Origin of the sequence: Curtobacterium sp. L1-20 (genome assembly GCF_048755855.1) — a bacterium.
Taxonomy (GTDB): Bacteria; Actinomycetota; Actinomycetes; order Actinomycetales; family Microbacteriaceae; genus Curtobacterium.
Window position 1 is genome coordinate 2,176,915 of sequence record NZ_CP151473.1, and the last position, 14,466, is coordinate 2,191,380.

Sequence of the window (14,466 nt, forward strand, 5' to 3'; positions counted from 1 at the left end):
GGTTGACGCGGTTGACAGGAGGCCCGGCATGGCGACGACGGAACGCATCCGGACCGGAGCGGGTGACGGGCACGGTCCGGAACGGCGGACGGGCGCCCTCCGACGTGATCTCACGCCGGTCGAGGCGTCCCTGATCGAGGCGCTCCGCGGTCGCATCCTGGGCGGACGCGTCGACGGCGCGCTCGAGGACGGAGCCGACGTCGAGCTGTTGGCCGACCGCATGGTCGCCGCGCTGCCCACCGTGAAGCACGAGGCCGACGCCCTCATCGGACCGTTCTACGACACCCCGACCCTGGCGGCCTGGCGCGGGGTGACCCGGCAGGCCCTCAGCAAGGCGACGGCCAGACGCGACCTGATCGGACTGAAGATCGGCGACGGCAGCCTGGTCTTCCCGTCGTTCCAGTTCGGGGTGACGGGCTCACCGCTGCCGAACCTGCGGCAGGTCCTCGCGCTCGTCGACCCCGACCGGATCGACCCCTGGGGCAGTGCGCTGTGGCTGAACACCCCGGCGGACGAGTTCGGTGGCACGACCGCCGCCGAGGCGTTGCGCGACGGGCGCGAGGACCAGGTCCTCGCCGCGGCCCGTCGAGCCGCGCACGCGTGGGCGGCCGACGCGTGACGCCGAGCCGGAACGAGGTCGCCCAGCGTCCGCCGCGGGACGACCTCGACCTCACGGACTTCCCTGCCGAGGAGTCCCGGGGCACGACCTTCTACCGCGCGAAGCGTCACGACCGTGGTGCGTGGTGGTTCGCGAGCACCGAGCCCGACGCCGACGGGGTCGACGGCGGGCGGTTCGACCTCGCCGTCCCGAGGGGCACCTGCTACTGGGCCGACTCGGTCGAGGTCGCCGTGCGGGAACGACTCGCGCACCACGTCCTCACCACGAACACCGTGTTCGCCGCCCGGGCGCGCGAGATGGTCGTCGTCGCGGCCCGGGCGTCGCGCGGCCGCCGGTTCGCCGACGTCACGCACCCGGCAGCCGTGCGCTCGGGTGTCGGCGCCGAGCTGCAGACCATGGGGGACTACCGCGTGCCGCAGGCCTGGGCGCGGGCGTTCGACGCCGCGGGGTTCGCCGGCGTCCGGTACAGCACGCGGTTCACCAGCGCGGCGGCCGCGAACGCCTGGGCGGTGTTCGGTGCGTCCGGCGTCCCGAGGCGTCCCCGCCCCGAGCGTGTGCACCGCGACGGTGTGACCGCCTGCCGCGAGTCCGGCATCCGCGTGCTCGACGACGGGTCGGACGCCGGCGCCGAGCGGTTCACGTTCGTCACGCCTCCGGCCGACTGAGCCCGGGGCGCTCCCGGTCCGTGGCGTCGGTGTCTGTCGGTGGTCCTGCCTAGCGTGTGGGCGTGGCCGAACCCGTCGACGCATGGTGGCGCCGCCGACAGTGGTCGCGCGGCCTGCCCGTCCCGTACGCCGTGGGTGCGTTCCGCGCCGACTGGGCGCCGTACCCCGTGCTCGTCCGGCAGTACCACCCGGACTGGAACCACGGCATCGTCCTCAGCCAGGTGCCGCCCGCGGCCGAGGTCCTGCTCACCTGGGAGTGCGACGTCGGCCACGTCTTCGTCGCCACGCCGGCCGAGCAGCGCTCGCGGCCCGGACGCGAGCGACGCCGGTCCGTGTGGTGCCCCGAGTGCGCGGTGCAGGCGCAGCCGCAGCGCTGGCCCGTCCTGCCGCAGGACTGGCCGACCGGCGTCCCCGTCCCGCAGCGGGTCGTCCGCGTCGCCGGCCGGCAGACGCTGCCCGCAGCTCCCTCGCGCGGCATCCCGACCCGCGCGGTCCCCGGCGGGCCCGGGGCGGGTGCTCCCGGTCCCGGCGGCGGGGTGCCTGCCGGGGCGGTCCCCTCGACGCGGGCCCGCCCGCGCCGGTCGGACGCCGGTGCCCCACGCCGATCCGGGCCGTCCGTCCCGCGGTCGATCTGCCCGAAGACACCACGGCTGCCCTCGGGCGAGTCGTTCACGAGCCGGTGTGCCCCGGCAACGGCGTCGGCGGTCGAGGCCGAGCTCCGCGCGGCCCTGGTCGAGCGCTTCGACTTCACCTTCGACCACACCGCGATCCGGCTCGACCGTCCGTTCTTCGACCACGTCGAGGCCTGGCCGGACGTCATCCTGCCCGAGCTGCGCGTCGCGATCGAGTACGACTCGACCGGCCGGCACGGACTCGAACACGTCGGACCCCGACAGGAGACCGACCGACGGAAGGACCGAGCCGTCCGCGGCGTCGGATGGGAGGTGATCCGGATCCGCACCGGTCGGTTGCAGGCACTCGGGCCGTACGACCTCGAGGTGTCCGGCATCTCCGGACGCACGATCGACCGGCTCGCCGAGACCCTACGCGAGATCCGCGGGCACCTGTTCGTCGACGCCTACGCCCGCTGACCCGTCGCGACCGCCGACGCCGGCGAGGACCGAACCACGGATCCGACGTCGAACCACCGCCCGGGGCTGGTTCGATGTCGCCTGCGTGGTTCGATGCAGGCTCCGTCAGGACTGCGCGACCGTACCGCGCCCTCAGCCCCGCAGCGCCAGCGCCTCGCTCGTCCACCGCGCGTGCAGCTCCCACGGGTCGGAGACCCCAGCGGCGACGACCGCGACGTGGTCGAGCAGCTCCGGGGTGACACGGAACCACTCCGTCCCCGGGTACCGCGTCGCGGCGAAGCGGGCGTGGCGTCGTCGCTCGAGCGTCCGGTCGCCACGCTCGAGCCCGAGCAGGTCCTGGTGCGGGATGGCCGCGAGCCGTTGCCGGAGGTTCGTCGTCGTGCCGATCTTGACCCGGTCGCCGAAGTCGTCGCGCATCCGCAGGTAGTACACGACGTCGACCCGTGGGGGAGCGAGGTCTCCGTCGGGGACGTCGCCGTACCGCCACTCGCACGTCGCGCACACCGCGGCGGAGGGGTACCGCACACCGGTCCGCGAGCCGCACACCGGGCACGGCCCGGGCAGGGCGTCCTCGACGCCGGCGTGCTCCGCCGCGAACTCGGCGACGAGCGTGACGTGCGCGGCGCACAGCGGGACCGGCGATCCGCTGACGGGCTCGGTCCCGCAACCGGGCACGCAGCACGAGGGGGCGACCATGCCGGGAACGCTAGCCCGACCCACCGACGCGAGCCGCGCCTCCCGGACGGACCGCGGGACGACCCGGGCTAGTCCGTGAAGATGACCCCGATCGGCTCGCGCTTCTCCTCCTGGAACTGGTCCTCGCCGCGCCCGAGCGCCCAGTAGGCGGACAGCGACATCTCGGACTTCTCGAGGCCCCAGTCGTTCTGCAGCAGACGGCGGAGCGCCTTCACCGCGGTCCGCTCGCCGTGTGCGAAGACCTGCACCGGACGGGAGGCGCGCGGCAGTCCGCGGGCGGCCTCCAGCAGCAGCGTGCCCGGCACGGCGCCGGTGGCGTCGCGGTGCAGCCACCGCAGGTCGACTCCGGCCGGGTGGCGGACGGGTTGCTCGTCGGCGGGGCCGGCCACCTCGACCAGCGCGACGCCCGTGGCGGTGTCGGGGAGCGCCTCCAGGGCGGCGGAGATCGCGGGGAGTGCGCTGTCGTCGCCGAGCAGCACGTGCGTGACTGCGGGGTCGGTCGACGGCGCGTACCCGCCGCCGGGACCGGACAGGGCGAGCAGGTCGCCGGGCTGCGCGGCGGCGGCCCACGGGCCGGCGAGGCCCTCGTCGCCGTGCACCACGAAGTCGATCGCGATGGTGCGGGCACGACGATCGACGGCTCGGACCGTGTAGGTGCGCCGCGCGGGCCGGTCGTGCTTCGGCAGGGTCGCGCGGAGGGCGTCGAGGTCGTACGGCGGGGTCAGACCGAGCGACGGTTTCGCCAGCAGCAGCTTGACGTACTTGTCCGTCGACGCCAGCCGCTCCGGGTCCGCCGCCGCGACGAAGTCGTCGAACGCGGGACCGCCGAGGTGCACCCGCACCATGTGCGGCGAGAGGCGCTCGGTGTGGTCGACGACGAAGACGTGCTGGGGGCGCTGGGGTTTCGGGCTCATCGCGGCAGAGCTTCCTCTCTCGACCGCGGGGCCCGCTGTGAACGTCGGCCGGGTTCCGCGGCGGTGCTTGACGGATCGCTCGGTAAGGTTAGCCTTCCCTCATGGACACGTCGGTCATCCCGTTCTCCGAGCTCCTGCGGCGGCGCACCCGGCGCTCGCACGGCACCTCGGCGGGCCACGGCTTCATGGCCGACCTGGTGGGCGGTGCCTGCGACGTCGCGGACTACGCCGACCTGCTCGGGCAGTACGCGTTCGTCTACGACGCCCTCGAACGCGCTGCCGAACGGATGGCCGACCACCCCGTCGCCGCTCCCTTCGTGACCACGCAGCTGACCAGGATGCCGGCGATCCGCGCCGACCTCGAGTACCTGGTCGGTCCGGACTGGTCCGAGCTCGTCTGCCCGTTGCCGGCCACGACGGCCTACGTCCGCCGGCTGAACGAGGTCGCGGCGACCACGCCGGGCGGCTTCGTCGCGCACCACTACACGCGGTACCTCGGGGACGTCGCGGGCGGGCACGCCATCGGGTCGCTGCTCGCGGAGCAGTTCGGCTTCGAGACGAACGGCATCCTCTTCTACATCTTCGACCAGGTCGCCGACCCGGCCGCGTTCGAGGGCACGTACCGGGCGCAGCTCGACGCGGCGCCGTGGTCGGCCGAGGAGCAGGAGCAGGTGATCGCCGAGGTGGAGCTCGCGTACGAGCTCGACCACGGGTTGCTCGCCGACCTCGACGCACGGCGCGGACGGGGCCCGGCGGCGACCGCCTGACCTCGCGGCGCGCTCGCGCCGGTGGTCCGCGCGGGTCCGCCGACGGGTGTCGCGTCCGCGCGCTCGACGCCCGCTGGTCCGCGCGCGTTCGCTGACGGGCGCCGCGTCCGCTGGTCCGTCCGGACGGTTGTCGTCACCCGTCCCGACGCGCCGGTACGCTGCTGCACACCGGGAGGAGCCTCCCGGACGACGCGGAAAGGACCTCATGACGGCGATCGACGGTCACACGCGCCACGGGCGCGCGCGGGACGACGTGAGCGGAGCGGTCGACAGCGACCTGCGCTCGGACGTCCGGTACCTCGGCAAGCTCCTCGGCCGCGTGCTGCGCGAGACCGGCGGCGAGGACCTCCTCCACGACGTCGAGAGCCTGCGGGCCGCGGTCATCGACGCGTACGAGGGCGGCCAGGCCGACGGTGCGGCACGCGCCGAGGCGATCGTCGCGGAGATGTCGGCCGACCGGGCCGAGGCCGTCGCGCAGGCCTTCACGACCTACTTCCACCTCACGAACCTCGCCGAGGAGCACCACCGCGTCCGCGTGCTGCGCTTCCGAGGCGACGACGGTGGCGTCGCGGGCGACTCGTTCCCCGCCACGTACGCCTCGCTCGTCGAGCAGGTCGGCGAGGACGAGGCCGCGGCACGCCTCCGCGACCTCCGGTTCCACCCGGTCCTCACCGCGCACCCGACCGAGGCCCGCCGTCGCGCGGTCACCACGGCCGTCCGCCGCATCACCGACCTCATCGACGAGCGGGACCGCACGACGAACCAGACGGCACTGGCCGAGAACGAGCGTCGCCTGCTCGAGGAGATCACGACCCTCCTCCGGACGTCCCCGCTCCGGACGACCCGCCCGACCCCGCTCGACGAGGTCCGCACGGCGATGAGCGTCTTCGACCAGACGCTGTTCGAGATCGTGCCGCAGGTGTACCGCCTGCTCGACGACCGCCTCCTCGGCGACCAGGCCGGGCACGCACCGGTCACCGCGCCCGCCTTCGTGCGCTTCGGCACCTGGATCGGTGGTGACCGCGACGGCAACCCGCACGTGACCGCCGACGTCACCCGGCAGGCCGCCGAGATCGCCGCGGAGCACGTCCTGCTCGGGCTGTCCCGCGCCGCCACCCGCATCGGCAGCACCCTGACCCTCGACGCGAGCGAGACGCCGGCCGACGCCGGACTCACCGCCCTCGTGGCGGCGCAGGAGGCACTCGACGCCGGGATCGCCGAGCGCATCGGGGTCCGCGCCCCGAACGAGACGCACCGTCGCGCCCTCCTGTTCGTGGCCGCCCGCATCGACGCGACCCGCCGGGGCGAGGCGCCGCTCGCCTACGCCGGACCCGAGGCCCTCCTCACCGACCTCCGGACGATCCAGACCTCCCTCGTGGCCGCCGGTGCCACGCGTCCCGCGAACGGCGAGCTGCAGAACCTCGTGTGGCAGGTCGAGACGTTCGGGTTCCACCTGGCCGAGCTCGAGGTCCGCCAGCACTCGCAGGTGCACCGGAACGCCCTGGCCGAGATCCGTGCCGGTGGCGACCTGAGCGAGATGACCGAGGAGGTCCTGTCGGTCTTCCGCACCATCGCGGAGCTGCAGGCCCGCTACGGGGTGCGCTCCGCGAGCCGCTACATCGTCTCCTTCACCCAGTCGGCGGCCGACCTGGCCAACGTGCACGAACTCGCGGTCGCCGCGCTCGGGTCGGTCGAGGCCGCCCCGGTGCTCGACGTCATCCCGCTGTTCGAGACCTTCGCCGACCTGCACGCCAGCGTCGACATCCTCGACGAGGCCGTCCGCACCGAGGCGTTCCAGCGTCGGCTCGCCGCGACGGGCCGCCGGCTCGAGGTCATGCTCGGCTACTCGGACTCGTCGAAGGACGTCGGTCCGGTGTCCGCCAACCTCGCCCTCTACGACGCCCAGGCCCGGATCGCCGACTGGGCGCGTGACGCCGACGTCGAGCTGACCCTGTTCCACGGCCGCGGCGGTTCGCTCGGCCGCGGTGGCGGACCGGCGAACGAGGCCGTCCTCGCGCAGCCGCCGGGGTCGATCGACGGGCGCCTCAAGCTCACCGAGCAGGGCGAGGTCATCTTCGCCCAGTACGGCGACAAGGACATCGCCGCCCGGCACCTCGAGCAGATGGCCTCGGCCACGCTGTTCGCGTCGTCGCCGTCGAACGAAGAGCGCACCGCCCTCGCCGCCGCCCGCTTCGCCGACCTCGCGCAGCAGCTCGACGACGTGTCCCGACAGGCGTTCTACGACCTCGTCAAGGCCGACGGCTTCGCGCCCTGGTTCGCCCGGGTGACCCCGATGGAGGAGATCGGGCTGCTGCCGCTCGGTTCGCGGCCCGCGCGCCGCGGGCTCTCGGTCGAGTCGCTCGAGGACCTCCGCGCCATCCCGTGGGTGTTCTCCTGGACCCAGGCCCGCATCAACCTGGCCGGCTGGTACGGCCTGGGCTCCGCGCTCGAGGCCGTCGGCGACCTCGAGCTCCTCCGCACCGCCTCCGTCGAGTGGCCGCTGTTCGGCGCGATGCTCAAGAACGTCGAGATGTCGCTCGCAAAGACGGATGAGCAGATCGCCCGTCGCTACCTCGAACTCGCCGACCGCGACGACCTCGCCGCGAAGGTGCTCGACGAGATGCTGCGCACCCGCGACTGGGTGCTGCGGATCTCCGGCGGCAGCGACGTCCTCGAGGACCGGCCTGTCCTCGCCCGGGCCGTCCGTCTCCGCAGCCCGTACGTCGACGCGTTGTCGCACCTCCAGCTGCGCGCGCTCCGCGCGATCCGCACGTCGGGCAGCACCGACCCGACGGACGGCGACCACCGCCTGCTGCTCCTCACCGTCAACGGGATCGCGGCCGGCCTGCAGAACACGGGCTGACCCGACCGGTCCACGGACGGGAGGCGCGGTGCGGGCCCGCACCGCGCCTCCCGTCCGTCGTCGCGGAGTGTCCCGCCCTTGTGCGCCGCTTCTCGAATCGATTCGGGTGGGCGTAGCGTGGTGGGTGTGACGACGCACCGCAGCGACGACCCCGCGCCCGCCGGTGTGCTGCCGCCCATCCTGCCGTTGGCGCTCATCGTCGGGGTGTCGCCGTTCGCGACGGACATGTACATCCCGGCCCTGCCCGCGATCGCCCGCGACCTCGGCACCGCACCGAGCGCGGTCCAGTTGTCGCTCACCGCCTTCCTGGTGGCGTTCGCCGTGGGACAGCTCCTGGCGGGCCCGGTCAGCGACGGCATCGGGCGACGTCCGCTCCTGCTCGTCGGCACCGCGGTCTTCGCGCTCGCGTCGGTCGGCTGCGCCCTCGCTCCGGACGTGGTGACGCTGGTCGTCGCGCGGGTCTTCCAGGGGCTCGCCGGTGCGGCCGGCGCGGTCGCCGGGCGCGCGATGGTCTCCGACGTGATCACCGGACCGCGCATGGCGAAGGTGTTCGGCACCCTCGCCGCGATCAACGCGATCGGACCGGTGGTCGCGCCGCTGGCCGGGGGAGCGGTGCTCACGATCGGCACCTGGCGACTCATGTTCGTCGTGCTCGCGGTGCTCGGCGCGGTGTTCTTCGTCGCCGTCGCGCTGCGCTTCCACGAGACGCTGCCGCCGGCACGTCGCGGCGGGGTCGGCTTCGCGGCGAACCGCGACCGCATCCGCGAGCTGATGGCGATCGGACGCTTCCGGGCGTACGTGGTCACCGGGGTGCTCTCGACGATCGGCTTCTTCGCCTACATCGCGACGAGCTCGTTCGTGTTCCAGTCCCAGTACGGCTTCTCCGAGGGGATGTACACGCTCGTCTTCGCCACCAACGCATCGATGATGATCGTGACCACCCTCGTGTTCCGACGGGTGGTCGGCCGGTTCTCGGAGGATGCACTGCTGTCGACGGGGCTCGTCGTCGGGACGCTCGGCGCGGTCGGGGTGCTGTCCTCCGCGCTGCTCGGCCTGGGTCCCGTACCGGTGTGGTGCTCGCTCGCGGTCGTCACGGCGGCGTGGGGCTTCGTCCTGCCGGCGGCGATGACCCGCACGCAGCACGTCGGGGCCGCACACCCCGGGACCGCCGCGGCGTTGCAGGGCGGCCTGACCTTCGGGCTCGGCGGTCTCGGCACGCCGTTGGCGGGGGCGCTGGGCGGGACGGCGACGGCGATGGGGTCGGTGATGGTCGTGCTCATGGCGGCCGCGGTCGTGGTGCAGCTCGTCGCGACCCGGCGGGAACGGACGGTCTCCACACACGCCACGGCGAGGCCGAACACGTCTGGGCCGTCCACCCGGTAGGTTGCTCAGTGCACCCGCACCGACCTGAGGAGGCACCGACATGGACATCGTCGTACACGAGGCGGACCCCGACGCCGCGGTGCTGGAGTGCAGCGGCCGGCTGAACATGGTCTCCGCGCCGACCTTCCGCGAGACCGTCGGGCAGGTCGTCAGCGGCGGCAGGTCCCACATCGTCGTCGAGCTCTCCAAGGTCGAGTTCATGGACTCGTCCGGGCTCGGTGCCCTCGTCGGCTGCCTCAAGACCGCTCGCCAGGCCGGTGGCGACCTGCGCATCGCGGCACCGTCCGACCAGGTCGAGATGGTGCTGAAGCTCTCCAACATGGACAAGATCCTCCGCACGTACCCGGACGGGGACGCCGCGGTCACCGACTGGGGATGAGCACCGCGGTGGGTGGGTACGACCTCGACCTGGCGTGTCCGCCGGACGACGTCACGGCCGTGCACACGTTCCTCGCGTCGGTGTGGGAAACCGAGCCGTCGCTCTCCGCCGAGGACCGGATGGCGCTCGAGCTCGCGCTCGTCGAGCTCACCTCGAACGTGATCGAGCACGGCGCCCGCAGCACCGGCGTCGCGTGCTCGCTGCGGGTCGACGTCGGGCAGGACGCCGTCGAGGCGCTGCTCACCGACGACGGCCTGCCGGTACCGGTCGACCCGACCACGGCGCACCTGCCGGAGGCCCTCGCGGAGAGCGGCCGTGGTCTGGCGCTGGTGCAGATGGTCGTCGACGACCTGCGCTACGAACGGGTCGGCGACCGCAACCGCTGGACGGTCCGCCGCGGGCGCGGAGGTTCCGTCGGTTCGTCCACATCCCGCAGCGACTGAGCCGGTACCCGCAACGCAGGGCGGCCGAGGCCGTCCCGGGTCCGCTGACGTGTCACGATCCTGTCGATGACTGTCGAGCCCGACCCGAGGATCCGATTCGAGACGTCCGGGACGGACCTCGGAGCGGCGCTCGACATGTACCAGGACGCCTACGACGGCGCCGGGTTCCGTGCGAGTGCCACGGAGCGGCCGTTCTCCTACCGGTTCCGGGTGACCGGCGACGACACGATGTCCTTCCGGTCGACGCGGTTCGACGCCCGGATGGAGGGCGAGATCGATGCCCCCGACGAGTACGTCGTGATGTGGCTCGCGGACGGTCGCGGCACGGTGGACGTCGGCCGCGACGAGGTGGCCTTCGCGCCCGGCACGCCGATGATGTTCCCCACCGGCCGTCCCTTCGCGTTCGACCTCCAGGACGTCCGGCAGAGCCTCGTGCAGTTCGAGCGCAGCTACCTCGAGGGCATCGCCGCCGAGGAGCACGGGACCGCGCCGGCGCCGCTCGTGTTCGACCACACCCAGGCGCCCCGTCCGGACGACCTCCGTCGGTGGAACGCCCAGGTGCAGCGCGCCGCCACCACGGTCCTCGGGAACGGTCCGATGACCCCCCTCGTGCTCGCCGAGACCGCGCAGGAGACCGCCCGGGCGCTGCTCCGGACCTTCCCGCACACCGTGCTCGCCCCGGACGTCCCGCTGCCGCAGGGGGCGACCGGACGCGTCCGCGAGGCGGTGGAGTACATGCACGCCTACGCGCACACCCCCATCACGACGACCGACGTCGCCGAGCACGTCGGGCTGAGCGTCCGCGGGCTCCAGCAGGCCTTCCAGCGCCAGGTCGGGACGGCGCCGAACAGCCTGCTCCGCGGCATCCGACTCGACCGCGTCCGCGACGAGTTGGCGCGCGCCAGCCCGGGCGAGCTCACGGTGGCGGCCGTCGCGGTCCGCTGGGGCTTCGCGCACCTCGGACGCTTCTCGGGCGCCTACGCCGCGCGTTTCGGCGAGTACCCGCGCGACACGCTGCACGGCTGAACGGGCTCGGCAGTGCGCCGGACGCTCCGTTCCGGCCGCTCCGCTTCGGCCGCTCCGTTCCGGCCGCTACGCTTCGGGCGTGCGCAGACCTCGACCGTGGGTGATCGTCCCCGGGATCTGGAACTCCGGCCCCGACCACTGGCAGTCCCGCTGGCAGGCCGAGCGTGCCGCCGGGGGAGACCCGGTGGTCCGCATCGAGCCGACCTCGTGGGACGAGCCCGACCCCGACGACTGGGCCGCGGCGCTCACCCGGGCCGTGACCGCGTGCACGACGCCGCCGGTCCTCGTCGCGCACAGCCTCGGAGTCCTGGCGGTCGCCCGCTGGCTCGGCGACCCCGCGCACGCGCCGGTCGCGGGGGCGTTCCTGGTCGCCCCGCCCGACCCCGACGCCGAGGGGTTCCCGGCGGCAGCGGCGGGCTTCACCCCACCGACGGTGCGGTCGGACGTGCCCGTCCGGATGGTCGTGAGCGACGACGACCCGTACTGCTCGGCGGAGCGTGCCAGGGCGTTCGCGGCGACCCTCGGCGCGACGGTCCTCCCGGTCGGTCAGCGCGGTCACGTCAACGTCGCCAGCGGGGTGGGCGGTTGGGCCGACGGGCGGGCCCTGCTCGAGGAGTTCGACGGCTCGCTCTGACCCGGGGTCACCGTGGACCGACACGCCGTTCACGTTCGACGCGATATGGCAGGCACTTCGGCGACACACCGCGGATGTCCGCGGCGATCCGGGTCGCGATATTCATACTCCGATCATGGAATCGCAGTCCGGTGCACGCGCCCCCCTCGTCGACCCCTTCGGTCGCGAGCTCGAGGAGTGGCTCCGAGACGCCCCGGCGACGCGCTCCCCGTACCTGGCGGACCTCGTGGTCCCGCCGGTCACCGGGCCGGTGCAGCGTCCGGGAACGGCGTCGGACGCCCCTGCCGAGAGCACCCCGCCCGTCGCCGGTCCCGAGCCCGAGCGGTCCGACGCGGTGGCCGCCCCCGACGCGGTTGTCGCCCCCGAGGCGGTCGACGACTCGGCGTTCCGTCGGCCCCGTGACCGCGCACGCCACGCCGCCGTCTGCCAGCCCTCGTTCCCCGAGCCGCCGGAGCGTCTCGCGCTCCGCCTCGAGGACCTCGCGGTCGAGGTCTCCGCCACGACCGGACGCAGCACCATCGAGCGCATCGTGCTGCTCGAGGACGAGGTCCGTCGTCGTGACGAGGACCTCGCCCGCCTCGCCGCGTGGGAAGCGACCGTCGCCGGCGTCAGCGACCCCGAGCTCGAAGCCGCCCGCGGGTTCGCGCACTCCGTCTTCGCCGACCTGCTGGCCGACGCCGCGCTCGAGGCCGACCGCCGCGAGCGGGCAGCAGCCCGGCGTGCGGCCACCGGCACCGTCGCGGTGGTCCGGCCGAGCGCTCCTGCCGCGCCGACCGCTGCCGCCGTGCCGTCGGCTCCTGCCGCGCGGTCCGTGCGCACCGCGGTCGCCGTGACGGCCGCGCCGGTGCTCGTGCCGCCGACCGTGGTCGAGGCGACCGACGTCGTCGACACCGACGACGCGCCCCGACCGGTGTCGGCCGCCGGAGCCGCGGTGCCCGCTCGTCCGGTGCTGTCCCTGCCGATCGTGTCCCCGGTGTCCGCGAACACCCGGCCGACGCCGCTCGTCCAGCCCGCGACCGGGCCGACCGTGATCGACCGTGCCGCGTTCGCCGCCGCGCTCACCGCGCACAGCGGGTCGACCGCGAGCACGCCCGTGGTGCTGCCCGACGCCGTGTCCGTCCCGTCGACGGGGTCCGAGGGCGCGGACGACGAGGCGACGACGTCGGGCACGTCCGCCGCCGAGCAGCGCCCCGCGGGCTGGTGGTCCCGGCTCGTCGACCGCATCCTCCGGGCGCTCGGCCGACGCTGACGCCGCACCGCCGCGCGGCACGGGGAACGCTGCGGCCACGGTGGTCTCGGTAGACTGACGGGATGCCGACGCTCCGCGAACTCCAGGCCGTGATCGAGGACCTGTGGCCCGCTGCCGGTGCCGAGTCCTGGGACGCCGTCGGCCTCGTCGCCGGCGATCCGGACCAGCGGGTCGACCACGTGCACCTCGCCGTCGACGCCGTCCCCGCCACCGCGCACGAGGCCGTCGAACTCGGGGCCGACCTCCTGCTCACCCACCACCCGCTGCTCCTGCGCGGGGTCACGACCATCGCCGAGTCGACCTACAAGGGTCGGGTCCTGGCGACACTGGTCCGGGGTGGGACGGCCCTCGTCGCAGCGCACACCAACGCCGACGTCGTGACCACCGGCACGTCCGCGGTCCTGGCCGACCGTCTCGGCCTGACCGACCAGGCGCCGCTCGACCCCGGCGCCGACCCCGCCACCGGCATCGGGCGGACGGGTGTCCTCGCCGAGCCGACGACGCTCGGTGCCCTCGCCCGCGCGCTCGTCGACCTCCTGCCGGGGACCGCCACCGGCGTCCGTGTCTCGGGCGACTTCGACCAGCCGGTGCGCACGGTCGCACTCTGCGCGGGAGCCGGCGACGCATACCTCCGGCACCCCGCCGTCCTCGCCGCCGACGTCTACGTCACGAGCGACCTCCGGCACCACCCCGCGTCGGAGTTCCGCGAGCAGGCGCTCGTCGGCGGCGGACCCGCCCTCGTCGACACGTCGCACTGGGCCACCGAGTGGCTCTGGCTCGACGTCGCCGCCGAGCAGCTGCGCCGCGCGGCGGGCGTCCGCGTCACCGTCAGCGACCTCCGGACCGACCCGTGGGACTTCGCCGTCCTGCCGGCCGCCGAACCCACCACGGACGCCGTCGCGTCGTCCGATCCCGCCCCCACCACCGAAGGAGCCTGACCATGAAGGCAGCACCCGAGGACCAGGTCATCCTCCTCGACGTCCAGCGTCTCGACAACGACGTGACGCGGATCGCGCACCGCATCACCGCCCTGCAGAAGGGCGACCGGCTGACCGAGCTCAGCACGAAGGCAGCCGGTCTCCGTGCCTCCCTCGCTGCCGCCACCGGTGACGTCGAGGACGCCGAGCGCGAGCTCGCCCGGCTCGAGTCGGACACCACCACGGCGCAGGCCCGTGTCACGCGCGACACCACGATGCTCCAGAACGTCTCGAGCGCGAAGGACGCCGCCGGCCTGCAGAGCGAGCTCGAGTCGTTGCAGCGTCGCATCGGCGACCTCGAGACGGCCGAACTCGAGGTCATGGAGCACCTCGACGTGTTCCGCGCCCGGGTCGGCGACATCGAGGCCCAGCTCGCCGACGTCGAGGCCGCCCGCAGCGGGCTCGTGGCCGAGCGGGACGCCGAGATCGCCCGGCTCGAAGCGGACCGCGATTCCGCGGTGCAGAGCCGCGCGAGCGTCGCGGCCAAGGTGCCGGCTGAGCTGCTCGCGCTCTACGACCGGCAGCGCGCCCGCTACGGCTTCGGTGCGTCGCTCCTGCAGGGCGGCGTGTCCACGGCGTCCGGAGTCTCGCTCACGAACTCGGACCTGCAGACGATCCGGCGCGCAGCGCCGGACGACGTCGTGCTCTGCCCGGACAGCGACGCAATCCTCGTCCGGACGGCCGAGTCCGGGCTCTGACCGACGGGCGTACCGACACGACAGGAGGCGCGGTGCCAGCTGGCACCGCGCCTCCTGTTCGT

General features: G+C 74.0%; 15 protein-coding genes. 13 read left to right on the forward strand and 2 right to left on the reverse strand.

Features of this window, described 5'->3' with window-relative positions; translation table 11 throughout:
* The first annotated feature begins 28 nt into the window (after window positions 1-28).
* The 3 genes from AAEP86_RS11850 to AAEP86_RS11860 all read left to right on the forward strand — a co-directional run bounded on the left by AAEP86_RS11850 (window position 29) and on the right by AAEP86_RS11860 (window position 2,375).
* Complete coding sequence (locus AAEP86_RS11850) at window positions 29-619, forward strand: hypothetical protein (protein ID WP_420367536.1); 591 nt, start codon at window positions 29-31, stop codon at window positions 617-619.
* Complete coding sequence (locus AAEP86_RS11855) at window positions 616-1,284, forward strand: RES family NAD+ phosphorylase (RefSeq protein WP_420367537.1); 669 nt, start codon at window positions 616-618, stop codon at window positions 1,282-1,284. Before AAEP86_RS11850 ends, AAEP86_RS11855 begins: the two co-directional genes overlap by 4 nt.
* A gap of 62 nt (window positions 1,285-1,346) precedes the next feature.
* Entirely contained in the window at window positions 1,347-2,375 is a 1,029-nt protein-coding gene (locus tag AAEP86_RS11860; RefSeq protein WP_420367538.1) for a hypothetical protein, read from the forward strand.
* A 132-nt stretch (window positions 2,376-2,507) separates the two neighbouring features.
* Here AAEP86_RS11860 and AAEP86_RS11865 read toward each other — a convergent pair whose 3' ends face one another.
* Both AAEP86_RS11865 and AAEP86_RS11870 read right to left on the reverse strand, forming a co-directional pair.
* Window positions 2,508-3,071 carry a GIY-YIG nuclease family protein gene (locus AAEP86_RS11865; protein ID WP_420367539.1) on the reverse strand — a complete coding sequence of 188 codons (564 nt, stop codon included), beginning with the start codon at window positions 3,069-3,071 and terminating at the stop codon, window positions 2,508-2,510.
* Between the two features lie 68 nt (window positions 3,072-3,139).
* On the reverse strand, window positions 3,140-3,985 hold the full coding sequence (locus tag AAEP86_RS11870) for a siderophore-interacting protein (RefSeq protein WP_420367540.1): 846 nt from the start codon (window positions 3,983-3,985) through the stop codon (window positions 3,140-3,142).
* 101 nt (window positions 3,986-4,086) lie between these two features.
* On the opposite strand from AAEP86_RS11870, the gene AAEP86_RS11875 reads away from it, so the two are divergent.
* The 10 genes from AAEP86_RS11875 (at window position 4,087) to AAEP86_RS11920 (ending at window position 14,404) form a co-directional block, all read left to right on the forward strand.
* A complete protein-coding gene (locus AAEP86_RS11875; RefSeq protein WP_420367541.1) occupies window positions 4,087-4,752 on the forward strand; it encodes a heme oxygenase (biliverdin-producing) in 666 nt (221 codons plus the stop codon).
* A 205-nt stretch (window positions 4,753-4,957) separates the two neighbouring features.
* Entirely contained in the window at window positions 4,958-7,615 is a 2,658-nt protein-coding gene (locus tag AAEP86_RS11880; protein WP_420367542.1) for a phosphoenolpyruvate carboxylase, read from the forward strand.
* Between the two features lie 126 nt (window positions 7,616-7,741).
* A complete protein-coding gene (locus tag AAEP86_RS11885) occupies window positions 7,742-8,998 on the forward strand; it encodes a multidrug effflux MFS transporter (RefSeq protein WP_420367543.1) in 1,257 nt (418 codons plus the stop codon).
* 40 nt (window positions 8,999-9,038) lie between these two features.
* On the forward strand, window positions 9,039-9,377 hold the full coding sequence (locus AAEP86_RS11890; protein WP_420367544.1) for an STAS domain-containing protein: 339 nt from the start codon (window positions 9,039-9,041) through the stop codon (window positions 9,375-9,377).
* Window positions 9,374-9,820: an ATP-binding protein gene (locus tag AAEP86_RS11895; RefSeq protein ID WP_420367545.1), complete on the forward strand. Its 447-nt coding sequence runs from the start codon at window positions 9,374-9,376 to the stop codon at window positions 9,818-9,820. Before AAEP86_RS11890 ends, AAEP86_RS11895 begins: the two co-directional genes overlap by 4 nt.
* A gap of 66 nt (window positions 9,821-9,886) precedes the next feature.
* Window positions 9,887-10,846: an AraC family transcriptional regulator gene (locus AAEP86_RS11900; RefSeq protein WP_420367546.1), complete on the forward strand. Its 960-nt coding sequence runs from the start codon at window positions 9,887-9,889 to the stop codon at window positions 10,844-10,846.
* Between the two features lie 79 nt (window positions 10,847-10,925).
* Complete coding sequence (locus AAEP86_RS11905; protein ID WP_420367547.1) at window positions 10,926-11,480, forward strand: RBBP9/YdeN family alpha/beta hydrolase; 555 nt, start codon at window positions 10,926-10,928, stop codon at window positions 11,478-11,480.
* A gap of 115 nt (window positions 11,481-11,595) precedes the next feature.
* Window positions 11,596-12,729, forward strand: coding sequence for a hypothetical protein (locus AAEP86_RS11910; RefSeq protein ID WP_420367548.1), 1,134 nt, complete (start codon window positions 11,596-11,598; stop codon window positions 12,727-12,729).
* 62 nt (window positions 12,730-12,791) lie between these two features.
* A complete protein-coding gene (locus AAEP86_RS11915) occupies window positions 12,792-13,667 on the forward strand; it encodes a Nif3-like dinuclear metal center hexameric protein (RefSeq protein WP_420367549.1) in 876 nt (291 codons plus the stop codon).
* Between the two features lie 2 nt (window positions 13,668-13,669).
* On the forward strand, window positions 13,670-14,404 hold the full coding sequence (locus AAEP86_RS11920; RefSeq protein WP_420367550.1) for a zinc ribbon domain-containing protein: 735 nt from the start codon (window positions 13,670-13,672) through the stop codon (window positions 14,402-14,404).
* The last annotated feature ends 62 nt before the right edge of the window (window positions 14,405-14,466 follow it).

Excerpts from the sequence above, each read along its gene's own strand:
- AAEP86_RS11880 (WP_420367542.1), top strand. The coding sequence starts at position 4,958 with ATGACGGCGATCGACGGTCACACGCGCCACGGGCGCGCGCGGGACGAC.
- AAEP86_RS11850 (WP_420367536.1), top strand. The coding sequence starts at position 29 with ATGGCGACGACGGAACGCATCCGGACCGGAGCGGGTGACGGGCACGGT.
- AAEP86_RS11870 (WP_420367540.1), bottom strand. The coding sequence starts at position 3,985 with ATGAGCCCGAAACCCCAGCGCCCCCAGCACGTCTTCGTCGTCGACCAC.
- AAEP86_RS11910 (WP_420367548.1), top strand. The coding sequence starts at position 11,596 with ATGGAATCGCAGTCCGGTGCACGCGCCCCCCTCGTCGACCCCTTCGGT.
- AAEP86_RS11875 (WP_420367541.1), top strand. The coding sequence starts at position 4,087 with ATGGACACGTCGGTCATCCCGTTCTCCGAGCTCCTGCGGCGGCGCACC.
- AAEP86_RS11890 (WP_420367544.1), top strand. The coding sequence starts at position 9,039 with ATGGACATCGTCGTACACGAGGCGGACCCCGACGCCGCGGTGCTGGAG.
- AAEP86_RS11915 (WP_420367549.1), top strand. The coding sequence starts at position 12,792 with ATGCCGACGCTCCGCGAACTCCAGGCCGTGATCGAGGACCTGTGGCCC.
- AAEP86_RS11865 (WP_420367539.1), bottom strand. The coding sequence starts at position 3,071 with ATGGTCGCCCCCTCGTGCTGCGTGCCCGGTTGCGGGACCGAGCCCGTC.
- AAEP86_RS11895 (WP_420367545.1), top strand. The coding sequence starts at position 9,374 with ATGAGCACCGCGGTGGGTGGGTACGACCTCGACCTGGCGTGTCCGCCG.
- AAEP86_RS11900 (WP_420367546.1), top strand. The coding sequence starts at position 9,887 with ATGACTGTCGAGCCCGACCCGAGGATCCGATTCGAGACGTCCGGGACG.
- AAEP86_RS11920 (WP_420367550.1), top strand. The coding sequence starts at position 13,670 with ATGAAGGCAGCACCCGAGGACCAGGTCATCCTCCTCGACGTCCAGCGT.